The sequence below is a fragment of the Porticoccus sp. W117 genome, assembly GCF_030341905.1.
Classification (GTDB): Bacteria; Pseudomonadota; Gammaproteobacteria; order Pseudomonadales; family Porticoccaceae; genus SCSIO-12696.
This window is the reverse complement of the sequence record NZ_JATAAF010000009.1, coordinates 28,829-54,358: the sequence shown is the minus strand read 5'-3', so window position 1 is coordinate 54,358 and position 25,530 is coordinate 28,829. Positions and strand designations below refer to the sequence as shown.

Annotated in this window: 20 protein-coding genes; 10 read left to right on the top strand and 10 right to left on the bottom strand. The window is 53.8% G+C overall.

Translation table 11 applies throughout. The features are described 5' to 3' along the window. The first annotated feature begins 34 nt into the window (after window positions 1-34). The gene (locus tag QSV34_RS08520; protein WP_289153747.1) at window positions 35-2,599 is read left to right on the top strand and encodes an FAD-dependent oxidoreductase; all 2,565 of its coding nucleotides are present in this window, start codon (window positions 35-37) and stop codon (window positions 2,597-2,599) included. Between the two features lie 294 nt (window positions 2,600-2,893). Here QSV34_RS08520 and QSV34_RS08515 read toward each other — a convergent pair whose 3' ends face one another. The 8 genes from QSV34_RS08515 to QSV34_RS08480 all read right to left on the bottom strand — a co-directional run bounded on the left by QSV34_RS08515 (window position 2,894) and on the right by QSV34_RS08480 (window position 9,474). Further along, a complete protein-coding gene (locus QSV34_RS08515; protein WP_289153746.1) occupies window positions 2,894-4,894 on the bottom strand; it encodes an ASKHA domain-containing protein in 2,001 nt (666 codons plus the stop codon). 26 nt (window positions 4,895-4,920) lie between these two features. Further along, on the bottom strand, window positions 4,921-5,817 hold the full coding sequence (locus tag QSV34_RS08510; RefSeq protein ID WP_289153744.1) for a methyltetrahydrofolate cobalamin methyltransferase: 897 nt from the start codon (window positions 5,815-5,817) through the stop codon (window positions 4,921-4,923). 57 nt (window positions 5,818-5,874) lie between these two features. Next, entirely contained in the window at window positions 5,875-6,888 is a 1,014-nt protein-coding gene (locus QSV34_RS08505) for a methylenetetrahydrofolate reductase (protein WP_289153741.1), read from the bottom strand. Next, entirely contained in the window at window positions 6,875-7,357 is a 483-nt protein-coding gene (locus tag QSV34_RS08500; RefSeq protein WP_289153739.1) for a methylenetetrahydrofolate reductase C-terminal domain-containing protein, read from the bottom strand. The genes QSV34_RS08505 and QSV34_RS08500 overlap by 14 nt, the downstream gene beginning before the upstream one ends. Before the next feature lie 2 nt (window positions 7,358-7,359). Next, the gene (locus tag QSV34_RS08495) at window positions 7,360-7,710 is read right to left on the bottom strand and encodes a virulence factor (RefSeq protein ID WP_289153737.1); all 351 of its coding nucleotides are present in this window, start codon (window positions 7,708-7,710) and stop codon (window positions 7,360-7,362) included. After that, entirely contained in the window at window positions 7,698-8,339 is a 642-nt protein-coding gene (locus QSV34_RS08490; protein ID WP_289153734.1) for a DUF1638 domain-containing protein, read from the bottom strand. The genes QSV34_RS08495 and QSV34_RS08490 overlap by 13 nt, the downstream gene beginning before the upstream one ends. Continuing rightward, window positions 8,323-9,033, bottom strand: coding sequence for a cobalamin B12-binding domain-containing protein (locus tag QSV34_RS08485; protein WP_289153732.1), 711 nt, complete (start codon window positions 9,031-9,033; stop codon window positions 8,323-8,325). The genes QSV34_RS08490 and QSV34_RS08485 overlap by 17 nt, the downstream gene beginning before the upstream one ends. A 195-nt stretch (window positions 9,034-9,228) precedes the next feature. Then, window positions 9,229-9,474 (bottom strand): hypothetical protein, encoded by a 246-nt coding sequence (locus QSV34_RS08480; RefSeq protein ID WP_289153730.1) that lies wholly within the window; start codon window positions 9,472-9,474, stop codon window positions 9,229-9,231. Window positions 9,475-9,661: 187 nt separating this feature from the next. Here QSV34_RS08480 and QSV34_RS08475 point away from each other — a divergent pair, with 187 nt between their 5' ends. Next, window positions 9,662-11,284, top strand: a complete 1,623-nt coding sequence (locus QSV34_RS08475) for a BCCT family transporter (protein WP_289153729.1) — start codon at window positions 9,662-9,664, stop codon at window positions 11,282-11,284. Here the strand turns inward: QSV34_RS08475 and QSV34_RS08470 are convergent. Continuing rightward, window positions 11,250-12,485, bottom strand: a complete 1,236-nt coding sequence (locus QSV34_RS08470; RefSeq protein WP_289153726.1) for an MFS transporter — start codon at window positions 12,483-12,485, stop codon at window positions 11,250-11,252. The two genes, QSV34_RS08475 and QSV34_RS08470, sit on opposite strands and share 35 nt — an antisense overlap. A 144-nt stretch (window positions 12,486-12,629) precedes the next feature. Here QSV34_RS08470 and QSV34_RS08465 point away from each other — a divergent pair, with 144 nt between their 5' ends. Further along, window positions 12,630-13,595, top strand: a complete 966-nt coding sequence (locus QSV34_RS08465; RefSeq protein WP_289153722.1) for a GlxA family transcriptional regulator — start codon at window positions 12,630-12,632, stop codon at window positions 13,593-13,595. 157 nt (window positions 13,596-13,752) lie between these two features. Here QSV34_RS08465 and QSV34_RS08460 read toward each other — a convergent pair whose 3' ends face one another. Beyond that, a complete protein-coding gene (locus QSV34_RS08460; protein ID WP_289153719.1) occupies window positions 13,753-14,772 on the bottom strand; it encodes a GlxA family transcriptional regulator in 1,020 nt (339 codons plus the stop codon). A gap of 183 nt (window positions 14,773-14,955) precedes the next feature. On the opposite strand from QSV34_RS08460, the gene QSV34_RS08455 reads away from it, so the two are divergent. From QSV34_RS08455 to QSV34_RS08425, 7 genes are all read left to right on the top strand, one after another. Next, window positions 14,956-16,206, top strand: a complete 1,251-nt coding sequence (locus tag QSV34_RS08455; protein ID WP_289153717.1) for a sarcosine oxidase subunit beta family protein — start codon at window positions 14,956-14,958, stop codon at window positions 16,204-16,206. A 28-nt stretch (window positions 16,207-16,234) separates the two neighbouring features. Beyond that, window positions 16,235-16,561: a sarcosine oxidase subunit delta gene (locus QSV34_RS08450; RefSeq protein ID WP_289153715.1), complete on the top strand. Its 327-nt coding sequence runs from the start codon at window positions 16,235-16,237 to the stop codon at window positions 16,559-16,561. Continuing rightward, window positions 16,551-19,562, top strand: coding sequence for a sarcosine oxidase subunit alpha (locus QSV34_RS08445; protein WP_289153714.1), 3,012 nt, complete (start codon window positions 16,551-16,553; stop codon window positions 19,560-19,562). The genes QSV34_RS08450 and QSV34_RS08445 overlap by 11 nt, the downstream gene beginning before the upstream one ends. Beyond that, window positions 19,555-20,154, top strand: coding sequence for a sarcosine oxidase subunit gamma (locus QSV34_RS08440; RefSeq protein WP_289153712.1), 600 nt, complete (start codon window positions 19,555-19,557; stop codon window positions 20,152-20,154). Before QSV34_RS08445 ends, QSV34_RS08440 begins: the two co-directional genes overlap by 8 nt. A gap of 391 nt (window positions 20,155-20,545) precedes the next feature. Continuing rightward, window positions 20,546-21,652 carry a protein adenylyltransferase Fic gene (gene fic / locus QSV34_RS08435; RefSeq protein WP_289153709.1) on the top strand — a complete coding sequence of 369 codons (1,107 nt, stop codon included), beginning with the start codon at window positions 20,546-20,548 and terminating at the stop codon, window positions 21,650-21,652. Between the two features lie 36 nt (window positions 21,653-21,688). Continuing rightward, the gene (hsdR, locus tag QSV34_RS08430; RefSeq protein ID WP_289153706.1) at window positions 21,689-24,037 is read left to right on the top strand and encodes an EcoAI/FtnUII family type I restriction enzme subunit R; all 2,349 of its coding nucleotides are present in this window, start codon (window positions 21,689-21,691) and stop codon (window positions 24,035-24,037) included. Then, window positions 24,034-25,527, top strand: coding sequence for a type I restriction-modification system subunit M (locus tag QSV34_RS08425; RefSeq protein ID WP_289153705.1), 1,494 nt, complete (start codon window positions 24,034-24,036; stop codon window positions 25,525-25,527). Before hsdR ends, QSV34_RS08425 begins: the two co-directional genes overlap by 4 nt. Window positions 25,528-25,530 lie beyond the last annotated feature (3 nt).

Below are 25,530 nucleotides of genomic sequence, written 5' to 3'. Positions count from 1 at the left end.
TTGCGGCCAAACCCAACTTAGAGGTGCCACCATCATGTCCAGTTTTCCCAAAAGTGCGAAGGTAGTCATTATCGGTCAAGGGGGCATCGTCGGCGCCTCTATTGCGCACCACCTGATTGAACGGGGCTGGGACGATATTGTCGGTATCGACAAGTCCGCGATTCCCACTGACATTGGCTCCACCGCACACGCATCTGATTTCTGCTTTACCACCGCACACGATCAGATGACCATGTTCACCACCAACTACAGCATCGATTTCTTCGAAAAAATGGGCCGCTATGAGCGCATCGGTGGAATTGAAGTAGCGCGCAAAGGCGACGATGAGCGCATGGACGAACTGCGCCGCCGGGTCACTTCCGGTAAAGCGTTTGGCAACCGCTGTGAGCTGATCAGTGCCGCTGAAGCCAAACAGAAATTTCCTCTGCTGGAAGAAGATCTGATTCAGGGCGCTCTGTGGGATCCGGACGCTGGTTTGGTGGTTCCCCGTTCTCAGACGGTTTGTGCTGACCTGGTAGAGGCCGGAGAGCAGACTGGCAAGTTAAAAACCTTTGCTAATACATCCTGTACCGGCCTGCGTATTGAAGACGGCCGCATCAAAGGGGTGGAAACAGAGCGTGGTTATATCGAAACCGATCACGTGGTGGTCTGCGCCGGACTCTGGGGGCGGCTGATTGCGGAAATGGCCGGTGAAGACTTGCCGATTATGCCAGTGGATCACCCGCTGACCTTCTTCAAACCGTTTGACGAATTTGCCAATACCAAAAAAGAGATTGGCTACCCGCTGCTGCGCGACCAGGGTAACTCCGCTTATCTGCGCGATACCGGCGACCCGAAAACCTCCGAAGGTGGGCAGTTGGAGTGGGGCTACTACGAAGAAAAAGAACCGCGCTTGTGCCACCCGCGGGATATTCTTGAAAAGGAAGAAGCACGCCTGTCGCCTTCTCAGCGTGATCTGGAACTGGAGGAGGTGATTGAGCCGCTGGAGCGCGCCATGGAACTCACACCTATCCTTGGAGAGCTGGGTTACGACGACAAGTACTCCTTTAATGGCCTGTTGCAGGTAACTTCGGACGGTGGCCCGTCCATGGGCGAATCGTCCAATGTTCGCGGTCTCTGGTACTGCGTATCCGTATGGGTAAAAGACGGCCCCGGTGCCGGCAAGGTGATTGCCGACTGGATGACCGATGGCCGCACCGAATTTGATCACAGCAGTATCGACGTGGCGCGCCACTATCCTTTCCAATGCGAAGAACAATACATTTACGATCGCTGCTACGAGTCGGCGTTTAAAATCTATAACCCGCCGGTTCACAACCGTGAGCCCTATACCAAAGGGCGTGGTAAATTCCACAGCCCGTTCTACGAGCGCGAGGTGGAATTGGGTGGTTACTTTATGGAATTAGCCGGTTGGGAGCGCGCCCACGGTTACGCCAGCAATGAACACCTGCTGGAAGAATACGGTGATCGGGTGCCGGTTCGCGAAGCCGAGTGGGACAGCCGCCACTTCTTCCGGGTGTCCAATGCGGAGCACCTGAAAATGTCCGACGACGTGGGCATGATCAACCTGTCCCACTTCGCCATTATCGATGTCACTGGTGCCGATGCCGAAGCGTTGATGGAATTTGCTTGTGTTGCCAAGGTGGGCGGCGACACGCCAGTGGGCAAGGGGGTGTATACCCACTTCCTCGACCACATCGGCGGCGTGCGTGCAGACCTGACCGTATTGCGTCTGGGGGAGACACATTACCGGGTTATCGACGGTGGCGATGCCGGTCACCGCGACCTGGTGTGGTTGCGGCGCATGGCTCAGGACAAGGGCTTTGAGGTCAATGTTGAAAACGCCACTCAGCAATACGGTTGTCTGGGGGTATGGGGTCCGAACGCTCGCGCCACACTGGAAAAAATCGTTGATGATCCTGCTGCACTGAGTCAGGAAAACTTCCCCTTCGCCGGGTTGCGCAATATCAGTATCGGTGGTCAAGAGTACCTGTTTTTCCGCATCTCTTACGTGGGCGAACAGGGTTGGGAGATTCATTTCGAGATCGACAAAGGACTGGCGCTTTGGGATGCGTTGTTTGAGTTGGGTGTTACTCCGGTGGGCATCGAAACCTATGCCAACAGTCGCCGCCTGGAAAAAAGCCTGCGCCTGCAGAACGCGGACATTCTTACTGAATACAATTTGCTGGAAGTGGATTTGGCGCGCCCGAAAGTCAAGGCGGCGGACTTCTTTGGCAAGGAAGCTCTGCTGGAACAACGCGCTCGCGAGCACCAGCCCGCTTACCTCTGCACACTCACCATGAACGACAACGTCGATTCCGATGGTGTGGCTCGTTATCCGGTGGGCAATTGCCCGATTCTGGATCCGGAAACCGGAGAAACCCTGATCGACTCAGAAGGTCGTCGCTCCTACACATCCAGCATCGTGTTTGGCCCCAGCATTGGCAAAAACATTGCGCTGGGGTTCCTGCCTTACGAACACTGTGAAAAAGGTCGCCAGCTGGCCATTGAATACTTTGGCGATACCTATGCGGTAACGGTAGAGGCGGTGGGCTATGGCCCGCTTTATGATCCGGAGAATAAAAAGCCCCGGTCGTGATGTTCACTTAATGCCTCGTCATCCCGAATGGTGTGAATTAAAAACACCGTCATCCTGAGGAGGCAAAGCCGACGTGAGGATCTCAGACTTTGATAGTTGTGAGATCCTTACGGTCGCTTCGCTCCCTCAGGATGACAAAATGTTGGTTTGGAGGCTTAAGTGAACAGCATTGCGGTCTTGATTACTGCTTTCTTGAATGACATGTAGCCCGGGTGGAGCGTAGCGAAACCCGGGTTTTTCTTTTTACGGAGTTGATCCCGGGTTCCGCTGCGCTTTACCCGGGCTACTGTATGGTTATCCTCTTTTACGCCGTCTGCGCCTGCCCTCACCGGCAGTACTGACTTTTGGCACAGGCAGTGTCATTACTTTTTCCAGGTTTTCATGGCTGTCGGTTTTGTGGGGAAAGGCCATGGCTTCCACAAAGTGTTGCTGAAACTCCGGAGCCAGGGCGGTTTCTACTTTCTCAATGTCTTTTACCTGGCTCTCAATCTGGCGGCGGCATTCACCGCTGAGCAGTGCGATACGTGCGCCGGTACCTGCGGCATTGCCTGCTGCTGATACGTTGCTGAGGTCGCAGTCGGGAATCAAACCCAGCACCATGGCGTAAGTGACATCGATATGAGCGCCAAATGCCCCTGCCAGACGAATGCGATCCACGTGATCAACACCGGCGCGAGACATCAACAGTTTGATGCCGGCGTAGAGAGCGGCTTTCGCCAGCTGAATAGCGCGGATGTCGTTCTGGGTAATGTACAGAGGGCGCTCGCCGTCGGTGAGGCGGTAGCGGCAGGTGCGGCCGTCTTGTTCAACGCGGTCATAGCGTTCCACAAGGCTGACGTCGAAAACCCCGTCCTGGTCGATGATTCCCGATAAATATAGCTCGGCGATGGCTTCGATAATGCCGCTGCCGCACAGGCCGGTGACGCCAGTACCTTCAAGAGTACTGGCAAAGCCGGTCTGATCCGACCACAGTTCACTGCCAATAATCTGGTAGCGGGGCTCCAGGGTTTCGCGGTCGATGCGAAAACGCTCGATGGCTCCCGGCGCGGCTCGTTGCCCGCAGGATATCTGGGCACCTTCAAAGGCCGGGCCGGTGGGGCTGGATGCCGCATAGAGCTTGCCGTGATTGCAAAGCACGATTTCGGCGTTGGTGCCCACATCTACCAACAGGCTGATGCAGTCGCGTTCCTGGGGCGCTTCCGATAGCACCATGCCGGCGGTATCAGCGCCCACGTGGCCTGCGATGCAGGGCAGCAGATACATGCGTGCGCCATCGGCCATGCCCAGGTTGAGAATGTAGGAGCCTATGGATACTCCGCCATCCACTGCCAGCGCAAAGGGAGCGCCACCCAGTTCTACCGGGTCAATGCCCAACAGCAGATGGTGCATGATGGGGTTGGCGACAAGGGCCACTTCAAGCAGGCTGTCTTTATCCACATTGGCCTGGGCCAACAGGTTATCAAACAGCCCGGCAATGGCGACTCTGACCGCCTTGGTCATGGCAGCCGCACCGCCAGGGTTCATCATGCTGTAGGAAACCCGGCTCATCAGGTCTTCGCCAAAGCGAATTTGCGGGTTCATGGTGCCCGCTGAAGCCAGCACTTCGCCGCTGCTCAGATCACACAGATGCGCGGCAATGGTGGTTGAACCCAGATCCACAGCAATGCCGGTGAGGCGTTCGTAGAAGCCGGGCCACATGGCCACCACCTCGCGGCCATCGCGCACCGCCACGGTTATTTTCCAGTCGCTCTTTCTCAAGGTTGGCTGTACTTTGGGCAGCAGCCAGGAGGTAATAAAGCAATCCGTCAGCTGCCATTGCTCTGCCAGCGCTTCCAATATGCGCTCGCTATCGCCGGAAACCAGCTCCATGGAGGGTTCTTTAACACTGATGTAATAGAGGTGGAGGACAGGATCGAGCTTGATGTCCACTGCCTCGGCATCTTTGCGCACCACCTGTCGGTGCACCTGGCTTTCCGGGGGAACATCGATGACCACGTCCCCTTGTAAGCGGGTGTGGCAGGAAAGGCGGCGCCCGTCGAGCAAAGTCTTTTTGCGGGCAAAACGCTGTTCCGGTTCTGACAGCGGGCTCAGGCTATCGGCACTGGAGCGAATCTTGTGCTTGGCGAATTCCCCTTCACCTACGTTGACCTGACAGCGGCCGCAAATACCGCGGCCACCGCACACCGAATCAATATCAACGCCCAGATCACGGGCTGCCTGCAATAATGGTGTGCCAACAGGAAACTCCCCGCGTTTACCGGAGGGGGTAAAAACAACCCAGGCGTTTTCGCTCATACAGCTACCTTAATTAGATGGATGGATTAACCCCGACGGCGATTTCCTCGGCGTGCCCGGCGACCTTCGCCTTCAGCGGGTGGTTCGCGGTAAGCCTTGATCCAGTTCATGCATTCCGGGTCGTGACCCATCATTACGTCGGCACCGCGAATGCCCGCCATGATTTCTCCGTGCATCGGGTTGGTAATGGCTGAGGTCATGCCGGCGCCGATGGCCATGGACATAAATGCCGCGTTCAGACCATTGCGGTTGGGCAGGCCGAAACTGACGTTGGAGGCACCGCAGGTGGTGTTCACTTTTAATTCAGTGCGCAAACGGTGAATCAAATCCATCACCTGTCGCCCGGCGGTGTTAATAGCACCTACCGGCATCACTAGAGGATCGACCACCACATCGGAGGCGGGAATACCGTAGTCGGCAGCGTGCTCAACAATTTTCTTGGCGACATCGTAGCGCACATTGATGTCCTGGCTAATGCCGGTTTCGTCATTGGAAATGGCGACAACCGCACAGCCGTATTTTTTCACCAGTGGCAATACCCGTTCAAGATTTTCTTCTTCACCGGTGACTGAGTTCAACAGGGCTTTGCCCTTGTACACCGCCAGGCCGGATTCCAGTGCTTCGATAATGGAGGAGTCGATACACAGGGGAACATCGGTAAGTGATTGCACCAGCTGAATAACATCGGCGAGTATTGCCGGTTCGTCCGCCAGAGGAATGCCGGCATTAACATCCAATACGTGGGCACCAGCGGCAATCTGTGCCATGGCATCCGCTTCCACCCGGCTGTAATCGCCGTTTTTCATTTCTTCCGCCAGTAGTTTGCGGCCTGTGGGGTTAATGCGTTCGCCGATCACCACGAACGGACGCTCAAAACCCAGTACAACTTCTTTAGTGGCGGAACTGATAACGGTATCGGTCATGGACTGTCTCTCTGTGTTTTGATTGTTTTTGGCAACTATTCAGCTCGTGCTGGATTTCTATAAATTATGGTTGTACTGCGTGTTTTGGTGGGGGTGCCAGGGCGTGCGCCCATCCAGCACGCCGGAGCGCTGCACCATATCTGCAACAAATTCTTCCTGCCGGTAGGCCATTACGTGTACCCCGGCAACGCCTTCAATCTCTTTGACTTTCTGCATCATTTCGACACAGATATTCTGCCCTTCCAATTTTTGTTTTTCGGCGCCTTCCAGACGTTTGATGATGTCGTCCGGAATATGCACGCCAGGCACATTGTTGCGGATCCACAGGGCACTTTTGGCGGAAGCCAGGGGGCCGACACCAATCAAAATAAATACTTTTTCATGGAGGCCGCGATCTCGAACCCGTTTCATGTATTCCTCTAAACGGGGCAAGTCGTAGCAATATTGGGTTTGAATAAATTGCGCACCAGCGTCAATTTTCTTGGCCAGGCGATCAACCCGAAAATCGAAGTCCGGCACAAAGGGGTTGGCGGCGGCGCCTAAAAACACCCTGGGTGGTGAGTCCAGTTGGCGGCCGCTCTCAAAGTGAGATTCATCCCGCATGGTGCGCACAATGTTCAAAAGAGACATGCAGTCGAGGTCGAATACCGGTTTGGCGCCGGGGTGATCGCCGGCTTGTACACCGTCCCCGGACAGGCACATGATATTGGTCACGCCCATGGCGGCAGCGCCGAGCACATCCCCCTGGATGGCAATGCGATTTTTGTCCCGGCAGGAGACCTGCATGATGGGGGAATAACCCTCCCTGGTTAGCAGTGCGCACACACCGACACTGGACATATGGCAGTTGGCGCCAGAGCCGTCGGTGGAGTTGATGCCGTCTACATAGCCGTCGAACAACGCGGCGCGTTTGTACACTTCCGCGGCGTCGGCGGAATCTGGCGGTGCCAGTTCAGCGGTGACAGCAAACTTGCCCGCCCGCAATACCCGTTCCAGTCGCCCCGGAGAGGAGTGCCCCGGCAGTATGGGTAGCGGATCACCGGGAAAGGCCGGTGCGTCATGAATTTCCATCTGAGCCCCCGGATGACTGTTGAGCGATTTTTTTGCGCGCCTCGCGCAGCCAGGATGATTTGCCTTCCCGGGATCGGTCGACGGGCAATTGCACCACCTGGATTTTTTGTTCGCCTTCCCGCATCTTGCGTGAGCCTCGGGCCGCTTCCACCCAGACACAGCGCATGTCCGGTTTTACTTCGCAGTTGCCGTTGCTGCGCACGCCGCCACAGGGGCCGTTGCGCAATGTCTTGGGGCAGTTCATCGGGCAGCTCATGCCCGTGGAGGAAAGCACACACTGGCCGCACATCTGGCAGTCAAACAGCAGCCCTTTAACGGCTTTTTCGACAGCGGCAACCGGGCGGTCGAGACGCTCGTAGCCGATGGCGCGCCACATAGGGTCAAGTTTTATCATCAGCCATTCAACGCCGTTGTAAATCCGCTCCATGGTTCGGGCCTGGCTGGTAGACCAATAACGTACAGCTCGCATCGTCAGGACTCTTCGGCAGGTGGGGTGTTGCTAGGTGGCGTGTCACCAGGTGAAGTATCACTGGCAACGCCTTTGGCGCGGATCAACTGCAAAAGCTGTTCGTCGTCAAAGGCGTTATCAAGTTTCTGCGCAGCCTCTCTTACGGCTTCCTGCATATCTCCCTGCAGCGGTTCACTGACTCTGCGCCACTCGCTCAGGTAGGCGTCAGAGGAGCCTTTGCCGGCGCGCATGGCGGCCCGGTCTATGGCTTCTGCAAAACGTTGAGGCAGTACTTCCTTGACGCTCTTGCGGCCTTGTTTGGCAATAATTTGCGCGGGGATATCGCGCCAGTAAACCGTGATCAGTTTTGCCATTGCAGAACCCTTTTGTCGTCTAGCGCTTTGTGCAGATGATCGTAGCCGGTGAATCGATATTCAAACTCAAGGCCCAGCCAGGCAGCCTGCTCTTCCGCTTGTTGGCGGAGTTCCTGGTCGTCGGTTTGTGCCAGGTAGACCAGGCGTTTGTAGTGGGCAAAGTACTGTTCTTTGAGTTGTGGATAGCGGTCGAGCCCCAAACTGGCAACGAACAGGCGTTTGAAGTGGCGCACCAGAAAATCGGTGAGGAAAAAGGTGCCGAGCTCTTGCTCCATCAGCGCCTCGAAATCTTGATTGCCGGCAAAGAACTCATAGCAGTGCGCTCCCGGCAGGCGGGTAACGCCACGTTCTTCTAGCAAGCTATCCAGCTGGCCGCCGGTGCCACAATCGGCGTAGGCTACAAAAAGCTGTTCGTATTGATCGCTCAATTCGTCCAGCTTTTCGCGGATGCGCCCGGTAATCAGTTGTGGGGTATTGTGCAGTTCGGCGGGCAGGCAGTGGAGTTTGAAGGCGTTTTCAATGCCACTGTAGCGAGCGATTGCCGTCAGCTCGCGAGCAATAGCGGCGCAGGCGATAACGCCTACAGGGGAGGGCGGCTGCGCCGGGCTGTGCTTAGCCAGCGGCGGCACGGCGTTCAGCCACCATTTGTTTGGCCACGTCTACGGCGGTTGCCGCGTCGCGACAGTAGGCGTCGGCACCAATGGCTTCGCCAAATTCTTCATTGAGCGGCGCGCCACCAACAAATACCAGGCAATCGTTGCGCATGCCTTTGGCTTCCAGCTCGTCAATCACCACTTTCATGTAGGGCATGGTGGTGGTGAGCAGGGCGGACATGCCAAGGATGTCTGGCTTGTGTTCTTCAAGGGCTTCCAGATAGGTCTCTACCGGAATGTTGATGCCAATATCAATCACTTCAAAACCGGCACCTTCCATCATCATGGAAACCAGGTTTTTGCCGATGTCGTGGATATCGCCTTTCACCGTGCCGATGACCATTTTGCCAATGGGCTTGGCGCCGGTTTCTGCCAGCAGTGGGCGCAGAATTTCCATGCCACCCTTCATGGCGTTAGCGGCCATCAGCACTTCCGGTACAAACAAAATGCCGTCGCGGAAATCCACACCGACGATGTTCATGCCGCCTACCAGGGCATCATTCAACACCTTTTCAGCCGTCCAGTCGCGATCCAGCAGAATCCGCGTTCCCTCTTCGATTTCCTCGGTCAGGCCGTCGTAGAGGTCGTCGTGCATCTGGGCAACAAGCTCCTCATCGTCCAGTTCAGCCAGGACAATATCTTCTTCATCGTCGTAATTGCTGTCTGTCATGGTTTATCTCCCGAATACTTAGCCTGCGGCACGCAGAAGTGGAGGCGCTGGCAAATGGCCATATAAAAAATCGCAGCCTCATAGTTCCACGTAGGTGCGGCTAATGGTTATTTATAACCGACCAAGATATGCCTGTTTTACCACATATTTCAGCAACCTCTGGGCAAATCCAGCATGCCTTGCGCCCTGCACCCCTTAACAGCCGATTATTTGTCCGCTGAAGGTGGTTTTGGGGGCTGAAAATGCCGCTGTCGCGAAGGTGGAATTGCCATCGTTTGCTGTTGTTAGAAGCCACTTTATTGAACATGGGAAAAGGGTTTTTCGCCAGGTTTTATTGGCTTGAATGTGCCGCACCGTAATTTCAGGTATTGCTTCTCTTTGATAAAAAGTTGGTGTACCGTGATTTCTTTCGCCCTCAAAACTGTTCAGTTTGTGGGGCACTCTGGATTGCCAAAAGGCTCTGAAAAATAAGGAATTTAAGAAGAAATTTGTGTTTTGATGCGCACTGATGCCGCACATTTTCTGGAGGCTCGGCAGCCATGTGGTCGCATCCGAATATCTAAAAAAACGACCAAAATATTCTTTGTTTTGCCTGCCAAGACAAGAAAATAATATTGAGGGGTTATGAATGTCTGACAGCCAAACCGAGCACTACGAGACGGACTATAAAGTCGGTCAGGACAATATTCAGCGATTTGGCATGGATATTCACAATCCGGTTTTTATGGTGTCCGCCTGTGCCATGTCTATCATGGTGGCGATCGTCCTGATTTTTAATCAGGAAGCCTCGGATATGTTTGGCAGTTTAAAGCCCTGGTTGACCAAGCAGTTCGACTGGGTATTTATGATTGGCGTCAATATTTTTGTGCTGTTTTGCCTGCTGTTGATCGTTAGCCCCATGGGCAAAATACGCATTGGCGGTAAAGACGCCAAACCGGAATTTTCCTACCTTGGCTGGTTTGCCATGCTGTTTGCTGCGGGCATGGGGATTGGCTTGGTGTTTTACGGTGTGCTGGAACCCATGAACCACACCCTCAAGCCACCGTTGGGCCAGCCTGGGCTGGTGGATGAGGCCGGTAATATTATTGCCGCCAATATCGATCAGGCCAAAAGTATTGGTATGGCGGGCACCTTTGTTCACTGGAATATTCACCCCTGGGCGATCTATTCGGTGGTTGCTCTGGCGCTGGCGATTTTTTGTTATAACAAGAAGCTACCCTTGTCCATCCGCTCCGCTTTTTATCCTTTGCTGGGTGAGCGCACCTGGGGCTGGCCGGGGCACCTGATTGATATTACTGCGGTATTTGCCACCCTGGCCGGCTTGGCGACGTCGCTTGGTATTGGCGCCGGGCAGGCCAGTGCCGGATTGAACTATCTGTTTGATACTGGTGACGGCTTGGACACCAAAATTATTGTCGTTTTGGTGATTACCGCCATCGCGTTGATATCGGTATTGCGGGGCCTCAATGCCGGGGTCAAGCTGCTGTCGGAAGTGAACATGATCATGGCGCTGCTGCTGATGTTGTTCGTGTTTGCCATTGGCCCGACGATGGAAATTTTGTCTGGCATTGGCAGCAATATCGTCACCTATGTTGAGAAACTACCGGCACTGAGCAATTGGGTAGGGCGGGAAGACAGTTATTTTCTTCACGACTGGAGCACCACCTACTGGGCCTGGTGGATTGCCTGGTCGCCCTTTGTCGGCATGTTTATCGCGCGCATTTCCAAAGGGCGCACAGTGCGGGAATTTATTGTTTGCGTGATTTTGATTCCCTCCCTGGTGAGCTCAATCTGGATGACGGTTTTCGGTACCACCGCCATCGAACAATTTATCAGCGATGGTTATACCGGTGTGGTCGATACGATAACAAACTGGGCCCCTGAGCTGGCGCTGTTCAAAATGCTCGACGAACTCCCCTTTACCACCGTTACCTCTGTGCTCGGTATTATTCTGGTGGTTGTGTTTTTTATCACCTCCCTGGATTCCGGTGCTCTGGTTATCGATATGATCACCTCTGGTGGCAAAACCGACGCCCCCACTCGCCAGCGGGTTTTCTGGTGCTGTTTTGAAGCCACCATTGCCATTACCCTGTTGGTTGGCGGCGGCCTGGTCGCATTGCAGGCGTTCTCTATTGCAATGGGCTTTCCGTTCTGCCTGGTATTGATGCTGATGTGTGTGAGTTTGTGGAAGGGTTTGTCGTCGGAGCTAACTCTTCTCAAGGGTCCGCCTCATCCATCGCCTCAGCAGTGATGTAGGCGGAGGTGGGCACGGTAACCTGCAGTGCGGCGCTTTGCTCTTCGACAACCATGGCGGGTTTAACATTGATGCGATAAAGCGCAAATAGAGCGTACATGGCACAGACCACGGCGACGAAAATATACAGCCCCTGAGCATCGAAAAAACGCATTACCTGGGCGCCGATGATGGGGCCAAGAACCCCTCCCAGGCCGTTAATCATGATCAAACCACTACTCACCGAAAGTGTCTGTTCGGCGCTGATTTGATCGTTAACGTGAGAGGCGGCGATGGAGTAGGTGGTATTAATTACACCACCGGCCACCAGCAACATGGCGGCCATTGTCCAACTGCCCACCTGACCTGCAAACAGAATAATTACGATGCAGGCGAGCAGTGCCAAAAAGGTCAGTAAAAACAGAGTATGGCGCCTGTCCTGTATGTCGGAAAGTTTCCCCACTGGCAGTTGAAAAAGCACTCCGCCGGTCATCAAGGCAGCCACCATCAAGGCACTTTCCGAGTAAGAAAACCCCATGCTGCGGGCGAAAATAGCGGTGAGCGACATCACCGCTCCGGCGTTTACGCCGTGCACAAAAACGCCTGTTACCCCAAGAGGTGCGCTGGAAAACAGCACTCGAAATTTTATTTTTTTGCTGCTTTTGGTTACCGGCACTTCCGATGGCGTCATTAACAGCGGCACCAGCGCCAGGGAAATTAACACCGATGACAGAATAAAAAGCTCATAGCCTTCCGGGGATGCCAGACCGATCAATGCCTGGCTGATCACGTAGCCAATGGAGACCGTAAATACGTAAAGGCTGATCAATGTGCCGCGGTTTTTGTTGTCGGATATGGCGTTCAGCCAGCTTTCTGACACCAAAAACATGCCGGCGAAACAAACCCCGGTGAGTGTTCGCAAAAGGAACCACACCGGCTCGTTAACAAACACTGCATGCATAAGAATACTGGTGGAACCCACCGAGGCCAGCGCCGCGAAAACCCGGATATGACCGACGCTTCTGATCCAGGCCGGGGCCAGCTTGGCACCGATAATAAAACCCAAGAAATAGGCCGCCATAATGGCGCCGATAATTTGCACATCAAAGCCAGCGGCATCGGCGCGAACACCCAGCAATGTGGTTTGCATACCGCCGCAAAGGGAGATAAAAAGAAGCCCGCACAACAGGCTCCAGAAGCGATAAATTGGCGTGCTCATGGGCTATTTCCGCCTACAATGATTGAACTTGCCTGCCTCACAGCGAGTCAATAATAACTGTTGCACTACCTCTTTACCGAAAGCGGGCCAGTCATTATATTGGCGTTGGCAATTTTATACGTTACACACAACAGGTGTTGATCTGTGCTTGAAAATAATACCAATAATCATCCCGCACATATCGGTTTTTTGTTGCTGCCCAATTACACCATGATCACTTTTACCAGTGCCGTGGCGGTGTTGCGTGCAGCCAATCGACAGGGAGAATCGGAATACTACAAGTGGTCTGCCATCACTCTGGATGGCAAGCCGGTGCTGTCCAGCGACGGTTTGAAGCTGGAGCCAGATGGCTCCATCGATCTCGCCGATGACGTGGATATTCTTTTTGTTTGCGGTGGCTACAATGTCGAACAAGAGTGCGACAAGCCACTGCTGGATGCCTTGCGGCGCTGCGCCAATAGAACCCCTCTGGGTGCTTTTTGCACGGGCAGTTATGCCCTGGCGGCCGCCGGCTTGCTGGATGACCACCGGTGCACCATCCACTGGGAAAATGAACACAGCTTGCGAGAGCAATTTCCCAACGTAACGGTTTTATCGAAAGTCTTTGTGATTGACGGGGACCGCCTCACTTGTGCAGGTGGTATCAGCTCTATCGACTTGATGCTCAACCTGGTTGCCAAGGCGCAAGGCAAGGAACTGGTACAGGAAATTACTGATCAGTTTACCTACGAGCGGGTTCGCACCGAAGACGACACCCAGCGCGTGCCATTGAGCTATTTGCTGGGCACCAGCCAGCCGAAACTGGCCAGCTCCATCGCCTTGATGGAAGCCAATATCGAGGAGCCTCTGGGCCTTGATGAAGTGGCTGAGTACGCCGGTGTTTCCCGCCGCCAGCTGGAGCGGTTGTTTCACAAACACTTGAATTGTGCGCCGTCCCGTTACTACATGGAATTGCGCTTGCGTCGCGCCCGATCCCTGCTGCTGCAAACCAATATGGCCATTATCGACATCGCCATCAGCTGCGGCTTTTCCACTGCACCGCACTTCAGTAAGTGCTACAGCGAAAACTACGGCCACCCGCCTCGGGATGAGCGCAAAGGGGCGCCCTAGTTGTCGCCAGCCGTCATTGTCGCTCAGATGACCACTGTTCGTGATAACCGCCTAAGCCGTCATTGCGAGCGTAGCGAAGCAATCTAGTGTCTTACAAAATCTTGCTTTTCTAACGAAAGCCACTGGATCGCCGCGCTTCGCTCGCGATGACAATTTTTTAAGTTTCTTTGCCAACGCCCTGGCGAATATCCAACGGTTTCTGATTAAAGCTGTTACGAAAGGCGCGGGAGAAGTGCGCGGTATCCGAGAATCCGCATTCCTGCGCGATATTGGTGACGCTGTGTTCCGAGTGGCGCAATAACCACAGCCCGTAATTGAGGCGCACGTTGCGGTATGTGCGCTGCAGGCTTTCTCCGGTTTCTGCCAGAAACAGTCGCTCAAGTTGGCGCTTGGAAAGGCTGACACGGTTGGCGATGGTGTCGCTGCACAGCGGGCGGCTCATGTTTTGTTCCATGATCAACAGTGCTTTGCGCACGTGTTTGTTTTCCACTTTGAGTTCGGCGGGGGGCTGCGGCTGTGGTGTGTTGGCGGGGCGCGGTTGTTCCATACCCAGGATTCGCAGGCTTTTGCAGGCCCAGCTACGACCGATGTGGCGCTCGATAAGAGCAGCGGCAAGGTCGGCAGCGGCGGTGCCACCAGCGCAGGTAATCAGGTCGCCATCGTCGATATAGAGCTGGTCGGCAACAGGAATCACATCGCTGCAGTGTTTTACCAAATCCTGGTAGTGAAACCAGCTGACGCAGCAGCGCCGGCCTTTCATCAAACCGGTGCGAATCAGGGCAAAGGAGCCGGTACAGAGGCCAACCAGAGTGACATGCTTGTGCGCGGCCCGTTGCAGGTAATCCACCACCGCGTCACTGACCACCGGGCCCTGGTGTAACAGGCCACCGACCACGACGATGTAGTCGAACTGCTCCGGGTCGCGCAGATTTTCCCAAGGTTCCACCGTAACCCCGCAACTGGAATCAATGGCACTCAGGCTGGTACCCATCAGTGTCCAGCGGCAATTGATCTGGCGGCTTTGGTCACCTTCGTCAGCGGCCAGCCGCAAGGTGTCGATAAAGGCCGCAAAGGGCGAAAGGGTAAAGTGGGGCAACAGCAAAAAGCCCACCGACAGCAGCGGCCGTTGGGGGTCTTCCTGAGTATCTACAAACGCGGGTTTCGGGGTTTTTGCCATAGGGTCATTCTAGGTGCTATGGCGTTTTTATTCCAACCAGTGGCGGTGATTGTTGTAAAACAGCGACAGAAAATGACGCTTCTGACGTTTTTTTACCCTGATCATGTCGCTTCTTTTCTATCTTGCAGATGCTTCGGCGCGGTTTAATGGTCAGCCCACTAGTCGGCTCAGGCGGTTTCTTCAATGAAGAAATATTCGGTCTTTAATCTGTTTACCAATGCACTCAGTTATCACGAGAACTGGCAGCGCGCCTGGCGCAGCCCAAAACCCAAGTCGGATTACGACGTGGTCATCGTTGGCGGCGGCGGTCATGGCCTGGCCACGGCCTACTACCTGGCTAAAGTGCACGGTGTTACCAATGTGGCGGTAGTGGAAAAGGGCTACCTGGGTGGCGGCAACACCGCGCGCAACACCACCATTGTGCGTTCCAATTACCTCTGGGACGAAGCCGCAGCGCTGTACGAGTTTGCCCTGAAGCTGTGGGAAGACCTGAGCCAGGAGCTGAACTTCAATGTGATGTTCAGCCAGCGCGGTGTGCTCAATCTGGGCCACACCTTGCAGGACATGCGCGATATTGAGCGGCGTGTGAATGCCAATCGCCTCAATGGCATTGACGGCGAAGTGCTGACGCCGCAGCAAATACAAGAGATCGTCCCACTGCTGAACTGCTCGCCAAGCAGCCGCTACCCGGTGCTGGGGGCATCCTGGCAGCCGCGCGGCGGTACTGCCCGCCACGATGCGGTGGCCTGGGGCTACGCCAGGGGCGCGGACAGCTATGGCGTGGATCTGATCCAGCAAACCGAAGTCACCGGCATTCGTCGGGAAAACGGCGCTGTGGTGGGAGTGGAAACCAATAAAGGTTTTATTGGCGCCCGCAAAGTGGCCTGCGTGACTGCCGGTAACTCCGGGGTGGTCGCGGCCATGGCGGGCTTGCGGCTGCCGGTGGAATCCCGGCCCTTGCAGGCGCTGGTGTCGGAGCCCCTGAAACCCTGTCTCGACACCGTGGTGATGTCCAACGCAGTGCACGGTTATATCAGCCAATCCGATAAAGGCGACTTGGTGATTGGCGCCGGGGTGGATGGCTACAACGGCTATGGCCAGCGCGGCTCATTCAATGTTGTTGAGCACACCGTGCAGGCCATCTGCGAACTGTTCCCGGCCTTTAGCCGCGTGCGCATGAATCGCCAGTGGGGGGGCATTGTGGATACCTGCCCTGACGCCTGCCCGATCATCAGTAAAACCTCCGTCGACGGGCTGTTCTTCAACTGTGGCTGGGGTACCGGCGGTTTTAAGGCGACGCCGGGGTCCGGCTACGTATTTGCCGACACAGTGGCCAATAACCGACCTCACCCATTGGCCAAACCCTTTGCCCTGGATCGTTTTTACAGCGGTGCACTGATTGATGAACACGGCGCGGCGGGCGTCGCTCACTAGCACTGGTAGCTTATTCGGAATTAAAACTATGTTGCATATCTACTGCCCATTTTGTCGGGAAGAGCGTGACGAAGAGGAATTCAGCTACGCTGGTGAAGCTCATATTCAGCGCCCTCTGGACCCGGAATCCCTGTCCGACGAAGAGTGGGGCGACTACCTGTTCTTCCGCACCAACGCCAAGGGTATTCACCACGAGATGTGGTACCACATCGCCGGTTGCCGCCGTTACTTTAACGTCACCCGGGATACCCTCAGTTACCAGATTCTGGAATCTTATTTGATATCCCAGCAGCCCGGCGTTCGGGCCAAACAGACAGCCAGCGCCGAACAGGGGGAGCAGCCGAATGCAAACTAATCGAGTTGCCTCTGGCGGGCGAATCAATCGCGGTAACGCGGTGAACTTCACCTTTAACGGCAAAGCCTACCAGGGCTTTGCGGGCGATACGCTGGCTGCCGCCCTGTTGGCCAACGGGGTGGATATTGTTGGTCGCAGCTTCAAGTACGGCCGCCCCCGCGGCATCGTTGGCCACGGTGCCGAAGAGCCCAATGCCATTGTGCAATTGGGTTCCGGTGCGCAAACCGTTCCCAACCTGCGTGCCACTCAGGTGGAATTGTACGAAGGGTTGGAAGCGCACAGTGTTGGCGGCTGGCCATCTGTAGACTTCGATGTTCGCGAAGTCCTTGGCTTTATGGGCAAGATGATGCCGCCGGGGTTTTACTACAAAACCTTTATGCGCCCGCAAAATCTGTGGCACTTCTACGAGCGCTGGATTCGCAAGGCGGCGGGTTTGGGCAAAGCGCCGCTGGAATCTGACCCGGACTGCTACGACAAACTCAACCAGAACTGCGATGTGCTGGTGGTGGGGGCAGGGCCCGCTGGGCTGGCCGCTGCCAGTGCCGCCGCCCGTGCCGGTGCGCGAGTAATTATCGCCGATGAGCAGCAAGAGTTCGGCGGCAGTTTGTTGGCCTCCCAACAACAGATCGACGGCCAACCAGCCATGAGCTGGGTGGATGAGCGGCTGGCTGAGCTGGGCAACAACGACAACGTTATGCTGCTGCCCCGCAGTACCGTCTTTGGTTACTACGACCACAACTTCCTCGGTATTCTGGAGCGCCGCACGGATCACTTGGGGATTTCCTCTCCCGGACAGGTACGCCAGCGTATGCACCGGGTGCGCGCCAAGCAGGTGGTATTGGCTACCGGAGCCATAGAGCGGCCGCTGGTGTTTGCCAACAACGACCTGCCCGGTGTGATGATGGCTTCGTCGGTATCGACGTACCTCAATCGCTACGGGGTGGCAGCGGGCAACAATCTGGTGCTGTTCACTACCAACGACAATGCCTACCAGACCGCCATTGACTGGCACAAGGCGGGCCGCAAGGTGGTGAAGATTGTCGATTCACGGCCAGAGCCAACCGGTGCTTTGGTGAATACGGCCCGTGAATTCGGCATTGACGTCATGGCCGGGCACGTGGTGGTGGAAGCCAAGGGGCGCAGACGAGTCAAAGGCGCTATGGTCGCCCCCTTAAATGACAATGCCAGCGCGGTGGCCGGTGCCGCTATCCGCCTGGACTGCGATTTGCTGGCTTGTTCCGGCGGCTGGAGCCCGGCTATTCACCTCAGTTCCCACACCGGCGCCAAGCCCCAGTGGAATGACGAACTGGTGGGCTTTGTGCCCGGCGAATCGAAACAGCAGGAACGTTCTGCGGGCAGCGCCAAGGGTGCCTACTCGCTGGCGGGTTGTTTGCAGCAGGGTGATGAAGCGGGCAGGGAAGCGGCGCGCAAGGCCGGGCTCGATGGCGAGTCGACCGCTGCCAGCTACCAGGTGGATGAGCAGCCGCAACAACCACAACAGGCCATGTTCCTGGTGCCTCACGCCAAGAGTACCAGCCGGGCGCCGGTGCAGTTTGTGGATTTTCAGCTGGACGTGACAGCCGCTGCCATCGAACTGGCTGCACGGGAAGGCTACGAATCTGTAGAGCACGTTAAACGCTACACCGCCATGGGTTTTGGTACCGACCAGGGCAAGCTCGGCAATATCAATGGCATGGCCATTCTCGCCCGTGCCCTGGGCCGGGGCATTCCGGAAACCGGCACCACCATTTTCCGGCCTTCCTATACACCTACCACTTTTGGTGCTATTGCCGGCCGCGATGTGGCCGATCTGTTTGACCCGGAACGCTACACCGCCATGCAGCGCTGGCATCAACAGCAGGGCGCGGAATTTGAGAATGTCGGCCAGTGGAAACGCCCCTGGTACTACCCCAAACCCGGCGAGACCATGCACGATGCGGTAAACCGGGAATGCCTGGCAGTGCGCAACAGCGTGGGTATGTTGGATGCCTCCACCCTGGGCAAGATCGATATTCAGGGGCCGGATGCCGGGGAATTTCTCAACCGCATGTACACCAACGCCTACGCCAAATTGGCACCGGGCAAATGCCGCTACGGGTTGATGCTGAAAGAAGACGGCATGATCTTCGACGACGGCGTAACCGCCTGCCTGGGGCCAAACCATTACCTGATGTTTACCACCACCGGTGGGGCGGCTGCGGTGCTGGCCTGGCTGGAATTGTGGCAGCAAACGGAATGGCCGGAGCTGCAGGTGTACTTTACTTCGGTGACCGACCACTGGGCCACAGCCACGGTCACCGGCCCCAATGCCCGCAAGGTGATTGAAAAAGTCTGCGACGACATCGACCTGAGCAACGAAGCCTTCCCGTTTATGGACTGGCGCGACGCCACCGTTGCCGGTGTGAGTGCGCGCATCTTCCGCATCAGTTTTACCGGTGAGCTGTCACTGGAAGTCAACGTGCCCGCCCACCATGGTCGCTATGTGTGGGAGAAACTGGTGGAGGCCGGTGAGGAATTTGGTATTACTCCCTACGGCACCGAAACCATGCACGTGTTGAGGGCGGAGAAGGGGTTCATTATTGTTGGCCAGGACACCGATGGCTCCATGACCCCGGCGGACATGGGTATGAACTGGGTGGTGTCCCAGAAGAAAGAGTTCAGCTTTATCGGCAAGCGTTCCCTGTCCCGTTCTGACATGTTGCGGGAAGATCGCAAACAACTTGTCGGCTTGAAAACCCGTGACCCGCAAGACGTATTGCCAGAAGGCGCGCAGATTGTGAATCAGCCAGAACACGCCCCACCGGTGCCGATGCAGGGGCACGTTACCTCCAGCTATTACAGCGCCAACCTCGGTCACTCCATTGCTCTGGCTGTGGTCAAGGGTGGCCACAAGCGTATGGGCGAAACCGTGTATTGTCCGCTGGCGGACGGACGCGTTATTGAAGCTGAAATTGTCAGCTCCATCTTCTATGACCCCAAAGGAGAGCGCCAGAATGTCTAGCTCTATTGAAACGCCTTTACACTATTTTCACGGGCAACAAACTGGCTCCGGCGATGCTCAGGTGACCATCTTCGAATCCCCTTTGTGTGGCCACCTGAACCTGAGAGGTAACCCACAGGACGAACAATTCCTGGAGGGGGTCGAAAGCGTCGTGGGTGTAAAACCGCCGACTACAGCGGGCAGCTGTGCCAGCTCAGGCGACATCAGCATCTATTGGCTCGGCCCGGATGAATGGCTGCTACTGCTACCAGAAAGCCGAAGAGCGGAAGTGGAAAGCGAACTGCGCAACAAACTCAGTGGCCACTTTTCGGTGGTTGACGTGAGTGGCGGGCAAACCCTGCTGAACGTGCGCGGTGATGGGGTGGCCGATATGCTGAAAAAATCTGCATCCTACGACTTCCACTCGAACAACTTCCCGGCAGGCCGCTGCGTGCAAACTCACTTTGCCAAAGCAACCGCTCTGGTAAGCAAAAAAGACGATGGTTCATTTGACCTGGTCATCCGCCGCAGCTTTGCGGATTACCTGGCGTCCTGGTTGCTGGATGCGGGGGAGGAGTTTGGGTGTCGGGTTGTTGGGGGTGGTGAGGTGTAGCTGTATGCCTGATCGTATTCCGAAACCCCTAAATGAAAAAAGGCCGATTTCATATTAATGAAATTCGGCCTTTTTTGAAGAAATTGTTATTAAAAACAATTTCTTATATTGGTGCCAGGAGAGGACTCAATGGGTGGGCTTATCTATCTGTTTTAGTTAGAGATTTAGGTTTTTCAATTATTATGATGTTACTTTCAGTGTTGTATGCATCCTGCACTGCACCCTGTGTTTGCGAAGGGGAACGCTTCTAATCTTCTCAAAAACTGGATTTATTGAGGGAAAACCGCCTTATATGTTTATATTTACAAAATATGTCGACATAATTGCTTGACGTGTCGATACTATCGACATATGCTCGAAACATGTCGAAAAAAGTAAATTTAGTGAACATATGAGCTGGCACCCCGAAAAGCCGTATAACGATCTTCCTGTATTGCCGCCAGGCATTGAGCTGGAAACCAAGGCGGTATTAAAGCAGTGTATTTCTGCACGGGCAGCCCTTGCTGAGCTTAAGCAAGCGGCTGAGCTTATTCCCAATCAGGCTATGTTGATTAACACCCTGCCCATATTGGAAGCCAAGGACAGCTCGGAAATCGAAAACATCGTCACTACCACCGATAAGCTCTTTCAGTACGCCGATAGTGATGAGGCGCATGCCGACCCGGCCACAAAAGAAGCGCTTCGCTATCGCAGGGCCTTGTACGAGGGCTGGCAAGCATTAGCACAGCGACCCATTAACACCAACATGGCCGAGTCTATCTGTAGCCAGATTAAAGGTGTTGAGATGACAGTACGCAAAGTGCCTGGTACAGCACTGGCCAACGACAAAACTGGCGAAATCATCAGTACTCCGCCAGCAGGTGAAAAGGTATTACGAGACCTGTTAAGCAATTGGGAGTGCTTTCTTCATGAGCAGCCGGAGTTAGATCCACTGGTTCGCATGGCAGTTATGCACTATCAGTTTGAGGCCATTCACCCATTTACTGACGGTAATGGTCGTACCGGCAGAATCCTCAATATCCTGTATTTGGTGCAAGAAGAGCTGCTGACCCTACCTATTTTGTACTTGAGTCGCTATATCATTGCTAATAAAGCTCAATACTATAGCGGTCTTCTGGCCGTGACCCGCGAGCAGGCCTGGGAGCCTTGGTTACTGTACATGCTTGAAGCGGTTGAAAGCACCGCACAGTGGACAACACAGAAAATACTCAGTATCCGCAGTCTGGCAGACCATACGGCGGATTATGTGCGTGAAAAACTCCCCAAAATTTATAGTCGCGAACTAATAGATGTTATTTTCGAGCAACCTTATTGTCGAATTACGAATCTAGTGGAAGCCGATATTGCTAAACGACAGACGGCTTCCGAGTATTTGAAAAAATTGGTGAGTATCGGCGTACTAGTGGAGCAACAAGCTGGTAGGGAAAGGCTGTTTATTCATCCCAGATTGATAGAGCTTATCTCCTACGATAACAATAGCCTTAAACAATACAGGTAAGCTGCGAAAGCTTTCGTAAAAGACGGCCATCGAATTATGGATAAAAAAGAGAAGCAGGAACTCAGCGAAATTGATATCTGCGATTTGTTTATCACTCCTGCGTTAAAAGATGCGGGGTGGGATCAAATGACGCAAGTTCGCCGTGAAGTCACGCTTACCCCGGGTCCGGTAATCGTGCGAGGAAACCTCTCGTCGCGCAATAAAAAGAAACGCAAGCGTGCCGATTACGTATTGCAATGGGAAAAAGGCGTACCCATTGCAGTGATCGAAGCTAAAGACAATAAGTGTACCGTTAGCTACGGTATGCAGCAGGCTCTAGGCTATGCAGAAATTCTAGAAGTCCCCAGCGCTTTCAGCTCTAATGGCGATGCTTTTGCATTCCATAACAAAGTGCCAGGTAATGGCGAAGACATAGAAACAGAATTTCCCTTGAATGAATTCCCAGCACCGCAGGTGCTGTGGCAGCGTTATAAGAGCTATCGCGGCATTGAAGATGAAGAAGAGCAGCTTGTTTTAGAGCCATATTTTGACGACGGTTCTGGTAAAGAACCGCGCTACTATCAAGCTGAAGCCATTAACCGTGTTGTCGAAAATGTCGCTAAAGGTCAAAGGCGCTTATTGCTAGTCATGGCAACAGGCACAGGAAAAACCTACACCACTTTCCAGATTATCTGGCGCCTCTGGAAGGCCAAGTCGGTCAAGCGTGTCCTGTTCCTGGTGGATAGAAATATTCTGGCTGACCAAACGTTGGTGAACGACTTCAAGCCGTTTGGTTCAGTGATGACCAAAATTAAAAATCGCAAAATTGACCCAGCTTACGAAATACACCTGGGTTTATATCAAGCGCTAACTGGCCCGGATGAAGAAGACAAAATATATAAACATATCTCGCCTGATTTTTTCGACCTGATCGTTATAGATGAGTGCCACCGAGGCAGCGCCAAAGATGATTCTGCCTGGCGAGAAATTCTCGATTATTTCAAAGGCGCAATTCAGTTGGGTTTAACGGCTACCCCGAAAGAAACCGAGTATGCGTCCAATATCACCTACTTTGGTGAACCGGTTTATACCTATACGCTTAAACAGGGCATAGAAGACGGTTTTCTGGCCCCCTATAAAGTGGTACGCATTGATATTGATAAAGACATCTATGGCTGGACGCCGCCCCCGGGCATGACAGATGATCTGGGTAACCAAGTAGAGCAGCGTGTTTATAACCAGCAGGACATGGACCGAATTTTGGTGCTTAACCAACGTACCAAACTCGTTGCCAAGCGGGTTATTCAGCTGCTTAATGCCACAGACCCCTTCTCCAAAACCATTATCTTTTGTGAAGATATAGACCACGCCGAACGTATGCGCAAAGCCATCGTCAATGCGGCAGGTAAAATAGCTATCGACAACCCTAAATACGTGATGCGTATTACCGGCGACAGTCCGGAGGGCAAAGCCGAGCTGGATAACTTTATTGACCCGGAAAGCAAATTCCCGGTGATTGCCACCACCTCAGAACTACTAACAACCGGTGTTGATGCCAAAACCTGCAAGTTAGTTGTGTTGGATAAAACCATTAACTCCATGACTACGTTTAAGCAGATTGTTGGTCGGGGCACACGAATAGAAGAAGACCACAACAAATATTTCTTCACCATTATGGACTTTAAAAAAGCTACCGAACTGTTTAAAGACCCAGATTTTGATGGTGAGCCTGTGGTGATTTATGAACCTAAGGGCGGCGATGATCCGGTGCCACCTGACCCTCCGTCAAGTGATGACGATGGGCCTGGCGGTGTAGAAGAGCCGCCGGGGGTTTATAAAGTACGTGTCAGTAATGTGGACGTTCGCATTATTGCCGAACGGGTGGAATACCTGGGCGAAGATGGTCAAATGGTGACAGAAAGCTATCGAGACTACAGCCGTAAAAATATTCGCAAGGAGTTCGCTTCACTGGATGAATTTCTAAGCAAATGGCATAGCAGCAAAAAGAAAATTGCCATTATTGATGCACTGAAAGAATACGGCATCGAACTCGATAAACTCGCTCAGGAAGTAGGCAAAGACTATGGCGATTTTGATCTTATTTGCCATATTGCCTACGACCAGCCGCCATTGGCCCGAAGGGAACGCGCCAACAACGTAAAAAAGCGCAACTACTTTACCAAGTACGGTGAGCAGGCCAGGGCGGTATTAGAAGCGCTATTAGACAAATACGCCGATGAAGGCATTGCCACCATCGAAAGCAATAATGTGCTCAAGCTTAAACCTTTCGACAGTATGGGCACCCCCGTTGAAATCGTCAGAGATGTATTCGGTGGCAAAACCCAATACGAAAATGCACTACAAGAATTAGAGCAGGCACTCTATGAACAGGACCAATCTGCATGAGTAATGTAAGCGGTATTATCAAATCCATTCAGGACATTATGCGCAAAGATGTCGGCGTCGACGGCGACGCCCAGCGCATCAGCCAACTGGTCTGGATGTTCTTTCTAAAAATCTATGATGACCGCGAAGAAGAGATAGAACTGCTTGAAGATAACTATCACTCGCCACTGCCAGAGCACCTGCGCTGGCGCAATTGGGCCGCAAACCCAGAAGGTAGAACCGGTGAAGAGTTAAATAGTTTTATCAATAACGAGCTGTTTCCCACCTTGAAAGATAAGTTGAGTCTGCAAGGCGATAGTGGCCAGCGTGCAGTTGTTATTCGCAATATTTTTGAAGATGCCTATAACTATATGAAATCAGGCACACTGATTCGTCAGGTCATTAATAAAATCTGCGAAATTGATTTTAATAACACCCAGGATCGCCACACCTTTGGCAGTATTTATGAGCAAATACTGAAAGACCTGCAAAGTGCAGGCAATGCCGGAGAGTTCTATACGCCACGCGCCGTTACCCAGTTTATTGTTAATCGCGTCGACCCTAAGCTAACGGAAACCGTGCTAGACCCCGCATGCGGAACTGGTGGGTTCTTGGCCTGCACCATCGATCATAAACGCGCCAGCTACGTTAAAGCCGCCAAAGATGAAAAAGCGCTACAGAAAACCATTAACGGAGTAGAGAAAAAGGCGTTGCCCCATATGCTCTGCACCACCAATATGATTCTGCATGGCATCGACACGCCCACACAAATTAAGCATGAGAATATGCTCAGTAGGCGGCCCTACAAGGATTACGGCAATAAAGACAGGGTTGATATTATCGTTACCAACCCGCCTTTTGGCGGCATGGAAGAAGACGGTATCGAAAACCAGTTTCCAGCTACCTATCGCACCCGTGAAACCGCCGACCTGTTTATGGCGCTGGTCATCAAGCTGCTTAAAAATCATGGCCGCGCTGCGGTGGTATTGCCCGATGGTTTTTTATTTGGCGAGGGCATGAAAACTCGCCTCAAACAAGAACTGTTAGAAAAATGCAACCTGCACACCATAGTGCGCCTGCCTAACGGCGTGTTTAACCCCTACACCGGCATTAAAACCAACATTCTGTTTTTTACTAAAAAGCCCGAAAGCGAACAGCCAGCCACCCAGCATATCTGGTATTACGAGCACCCCTACCCGGAGGGCGTAACCAGCTACAACAAAACCAAACCCATGCGCTTTGAAGAATTTCAAACCGAAATCGACTGGTGGGGGGCTGAGGAAGACGGCTTTTCCGTTCGGCAGGAAACCGAGCATGCCTGGAAGGTAGGCATAGAAGATATAGCCGCTCGCAACTACAACCTCGATATCAAGAACCCTCACATTGGCGAACAAGTAAGCTACGACCCGGAAGAACTGCTGGCTGAATACCAACAACAGCAGGGCGAAATTCAAGCGCTGCGTGATCAGTTGAAGAACATTCTATCTGATGCGCTGAGTGGGGCTAATTAATAA

Excerpts from the sequence above, each read along its gene's own strand:
- QSV34_RS08520 (WP_289153747.1), top strand. The coding sequence starts at position 35 with ATGTCCAGTTTTCCCAAAAGTGCGAAGGTAGTCATTATCGGTCAAGGG.
- QSV34_RS08515 (WP_289153746.1), bottom strand. The coding sequence starts at position 4,894 with ATGAGCGAAAACGCCTGGGTTGTTTTTACCCCCTCCGGTAAACGCGGG.
- QSV34_RS08510 (WP_289153744.1), bottom strand. The coding sequence starts at position 5,817 with ATGACCGATACCGTTATCAGTTCCGCCACTAAAGAAGTTGTACTGGGT.
- QSV34_RS08505 (WP_289153741.1), bottom strand. The coding sequence starts at position 6,888 with ATGGAAATTCATGACGCACCGGCCTTTCCCGGTGATCCGCTACCCATA.
- QSV34_RS08500 (WP_289153739.1), bottom strand. The coding sequence starts at position 7,357 with ATGCGAGCTGTACGTTATTGGTCTACCAGCCAGGCCCGAACCATGGAG.
- QSV34_RS08495 (WP_289153737.1), bottom strand. The coding sequence starts at position 7,710 with ATGGCAAAACTGATCACGGTTTACTGGCGCGATATCCCCGCGCAAATT.
- QSV34_RS08485 (WP_289153732.1), bottom strand. The coding sequence starts at position 9,033 with ATGACAGACAGCAATTACGACGATGAAGAAGATATTGTCCTGGCTGAA.
- QSV34_RS08475 (WP_289153729.1), top strand. The coding sequence starts at position 9,662 with ATGTCTGACAGCCAAACCGAGCACTACGAGACGGACTATAAAGTCGGT.
- QSV34_RS08470 (WP_289153726.1), bottom strand. The coding sequence starts at position 12,485 with ATGAGCACGCCAATTTATCGCTTCTGGAGCCTGTTGTGCGGGCTTCTT.
- QSV34_RS08460 (WP_289153719.1), bottom strand. The coding sequence starts at position 14,772 with ATGGCAAAAACCCCGAAACCCGCGTTTGTAGATACTCAGGAAGACCCC.
- QSV34_RS08455 (WP_289153717.1), top strand. The coding sequence starts at position 14,956 with ATGAAGAAATATTCGGTCTTTAATCTGTTTACCAATGCACTCAGTTAT.
- QSV34_RS08450 (WP_289153715.1), top strand. The coding sequence starts at position 16,235 with ATGTTGCATATCTACTGCCCATTTTGTCGGGAAGAGCGTGACGAAGAG.
- QSV34_RS08445 (WP_289153714.1), top strand. The coding sequence starts at position 16,551 with ATGCAAACTAATCGAGTTGCCTCTGGCGGGCGAATCAATCGCGGTAAC.
- QSV34_RS08440 (WP_289153712.1), top strand. The coding sequence starts at position 19,555 with ATGTCTAGCTCTATTGAAACGCCTTTACACTATTTTCACGGGCAACAA.
- fic (WP_289153709.1), top strand. The coding sequence starts at position 20,546 with ATGAGCTGGCACCCCGAAAAGCCGTATAACGATCTTCCTGTATTGCCG.
- hsdR (WP_289153706.1), top strand. The coding sequence starts at position 21,689 with ATGGATAAAAAAGAGAAGCAGGAACTCAGCGAAATTGATATCTGCGAT.
- QSV34_RS08425 (WP_289153705.1), top strand. The coding sequence starts at position 24,034 with ATGAGTAATGTAAGCGGTATTATCAAATCCATTCAGGACATTATGCGC.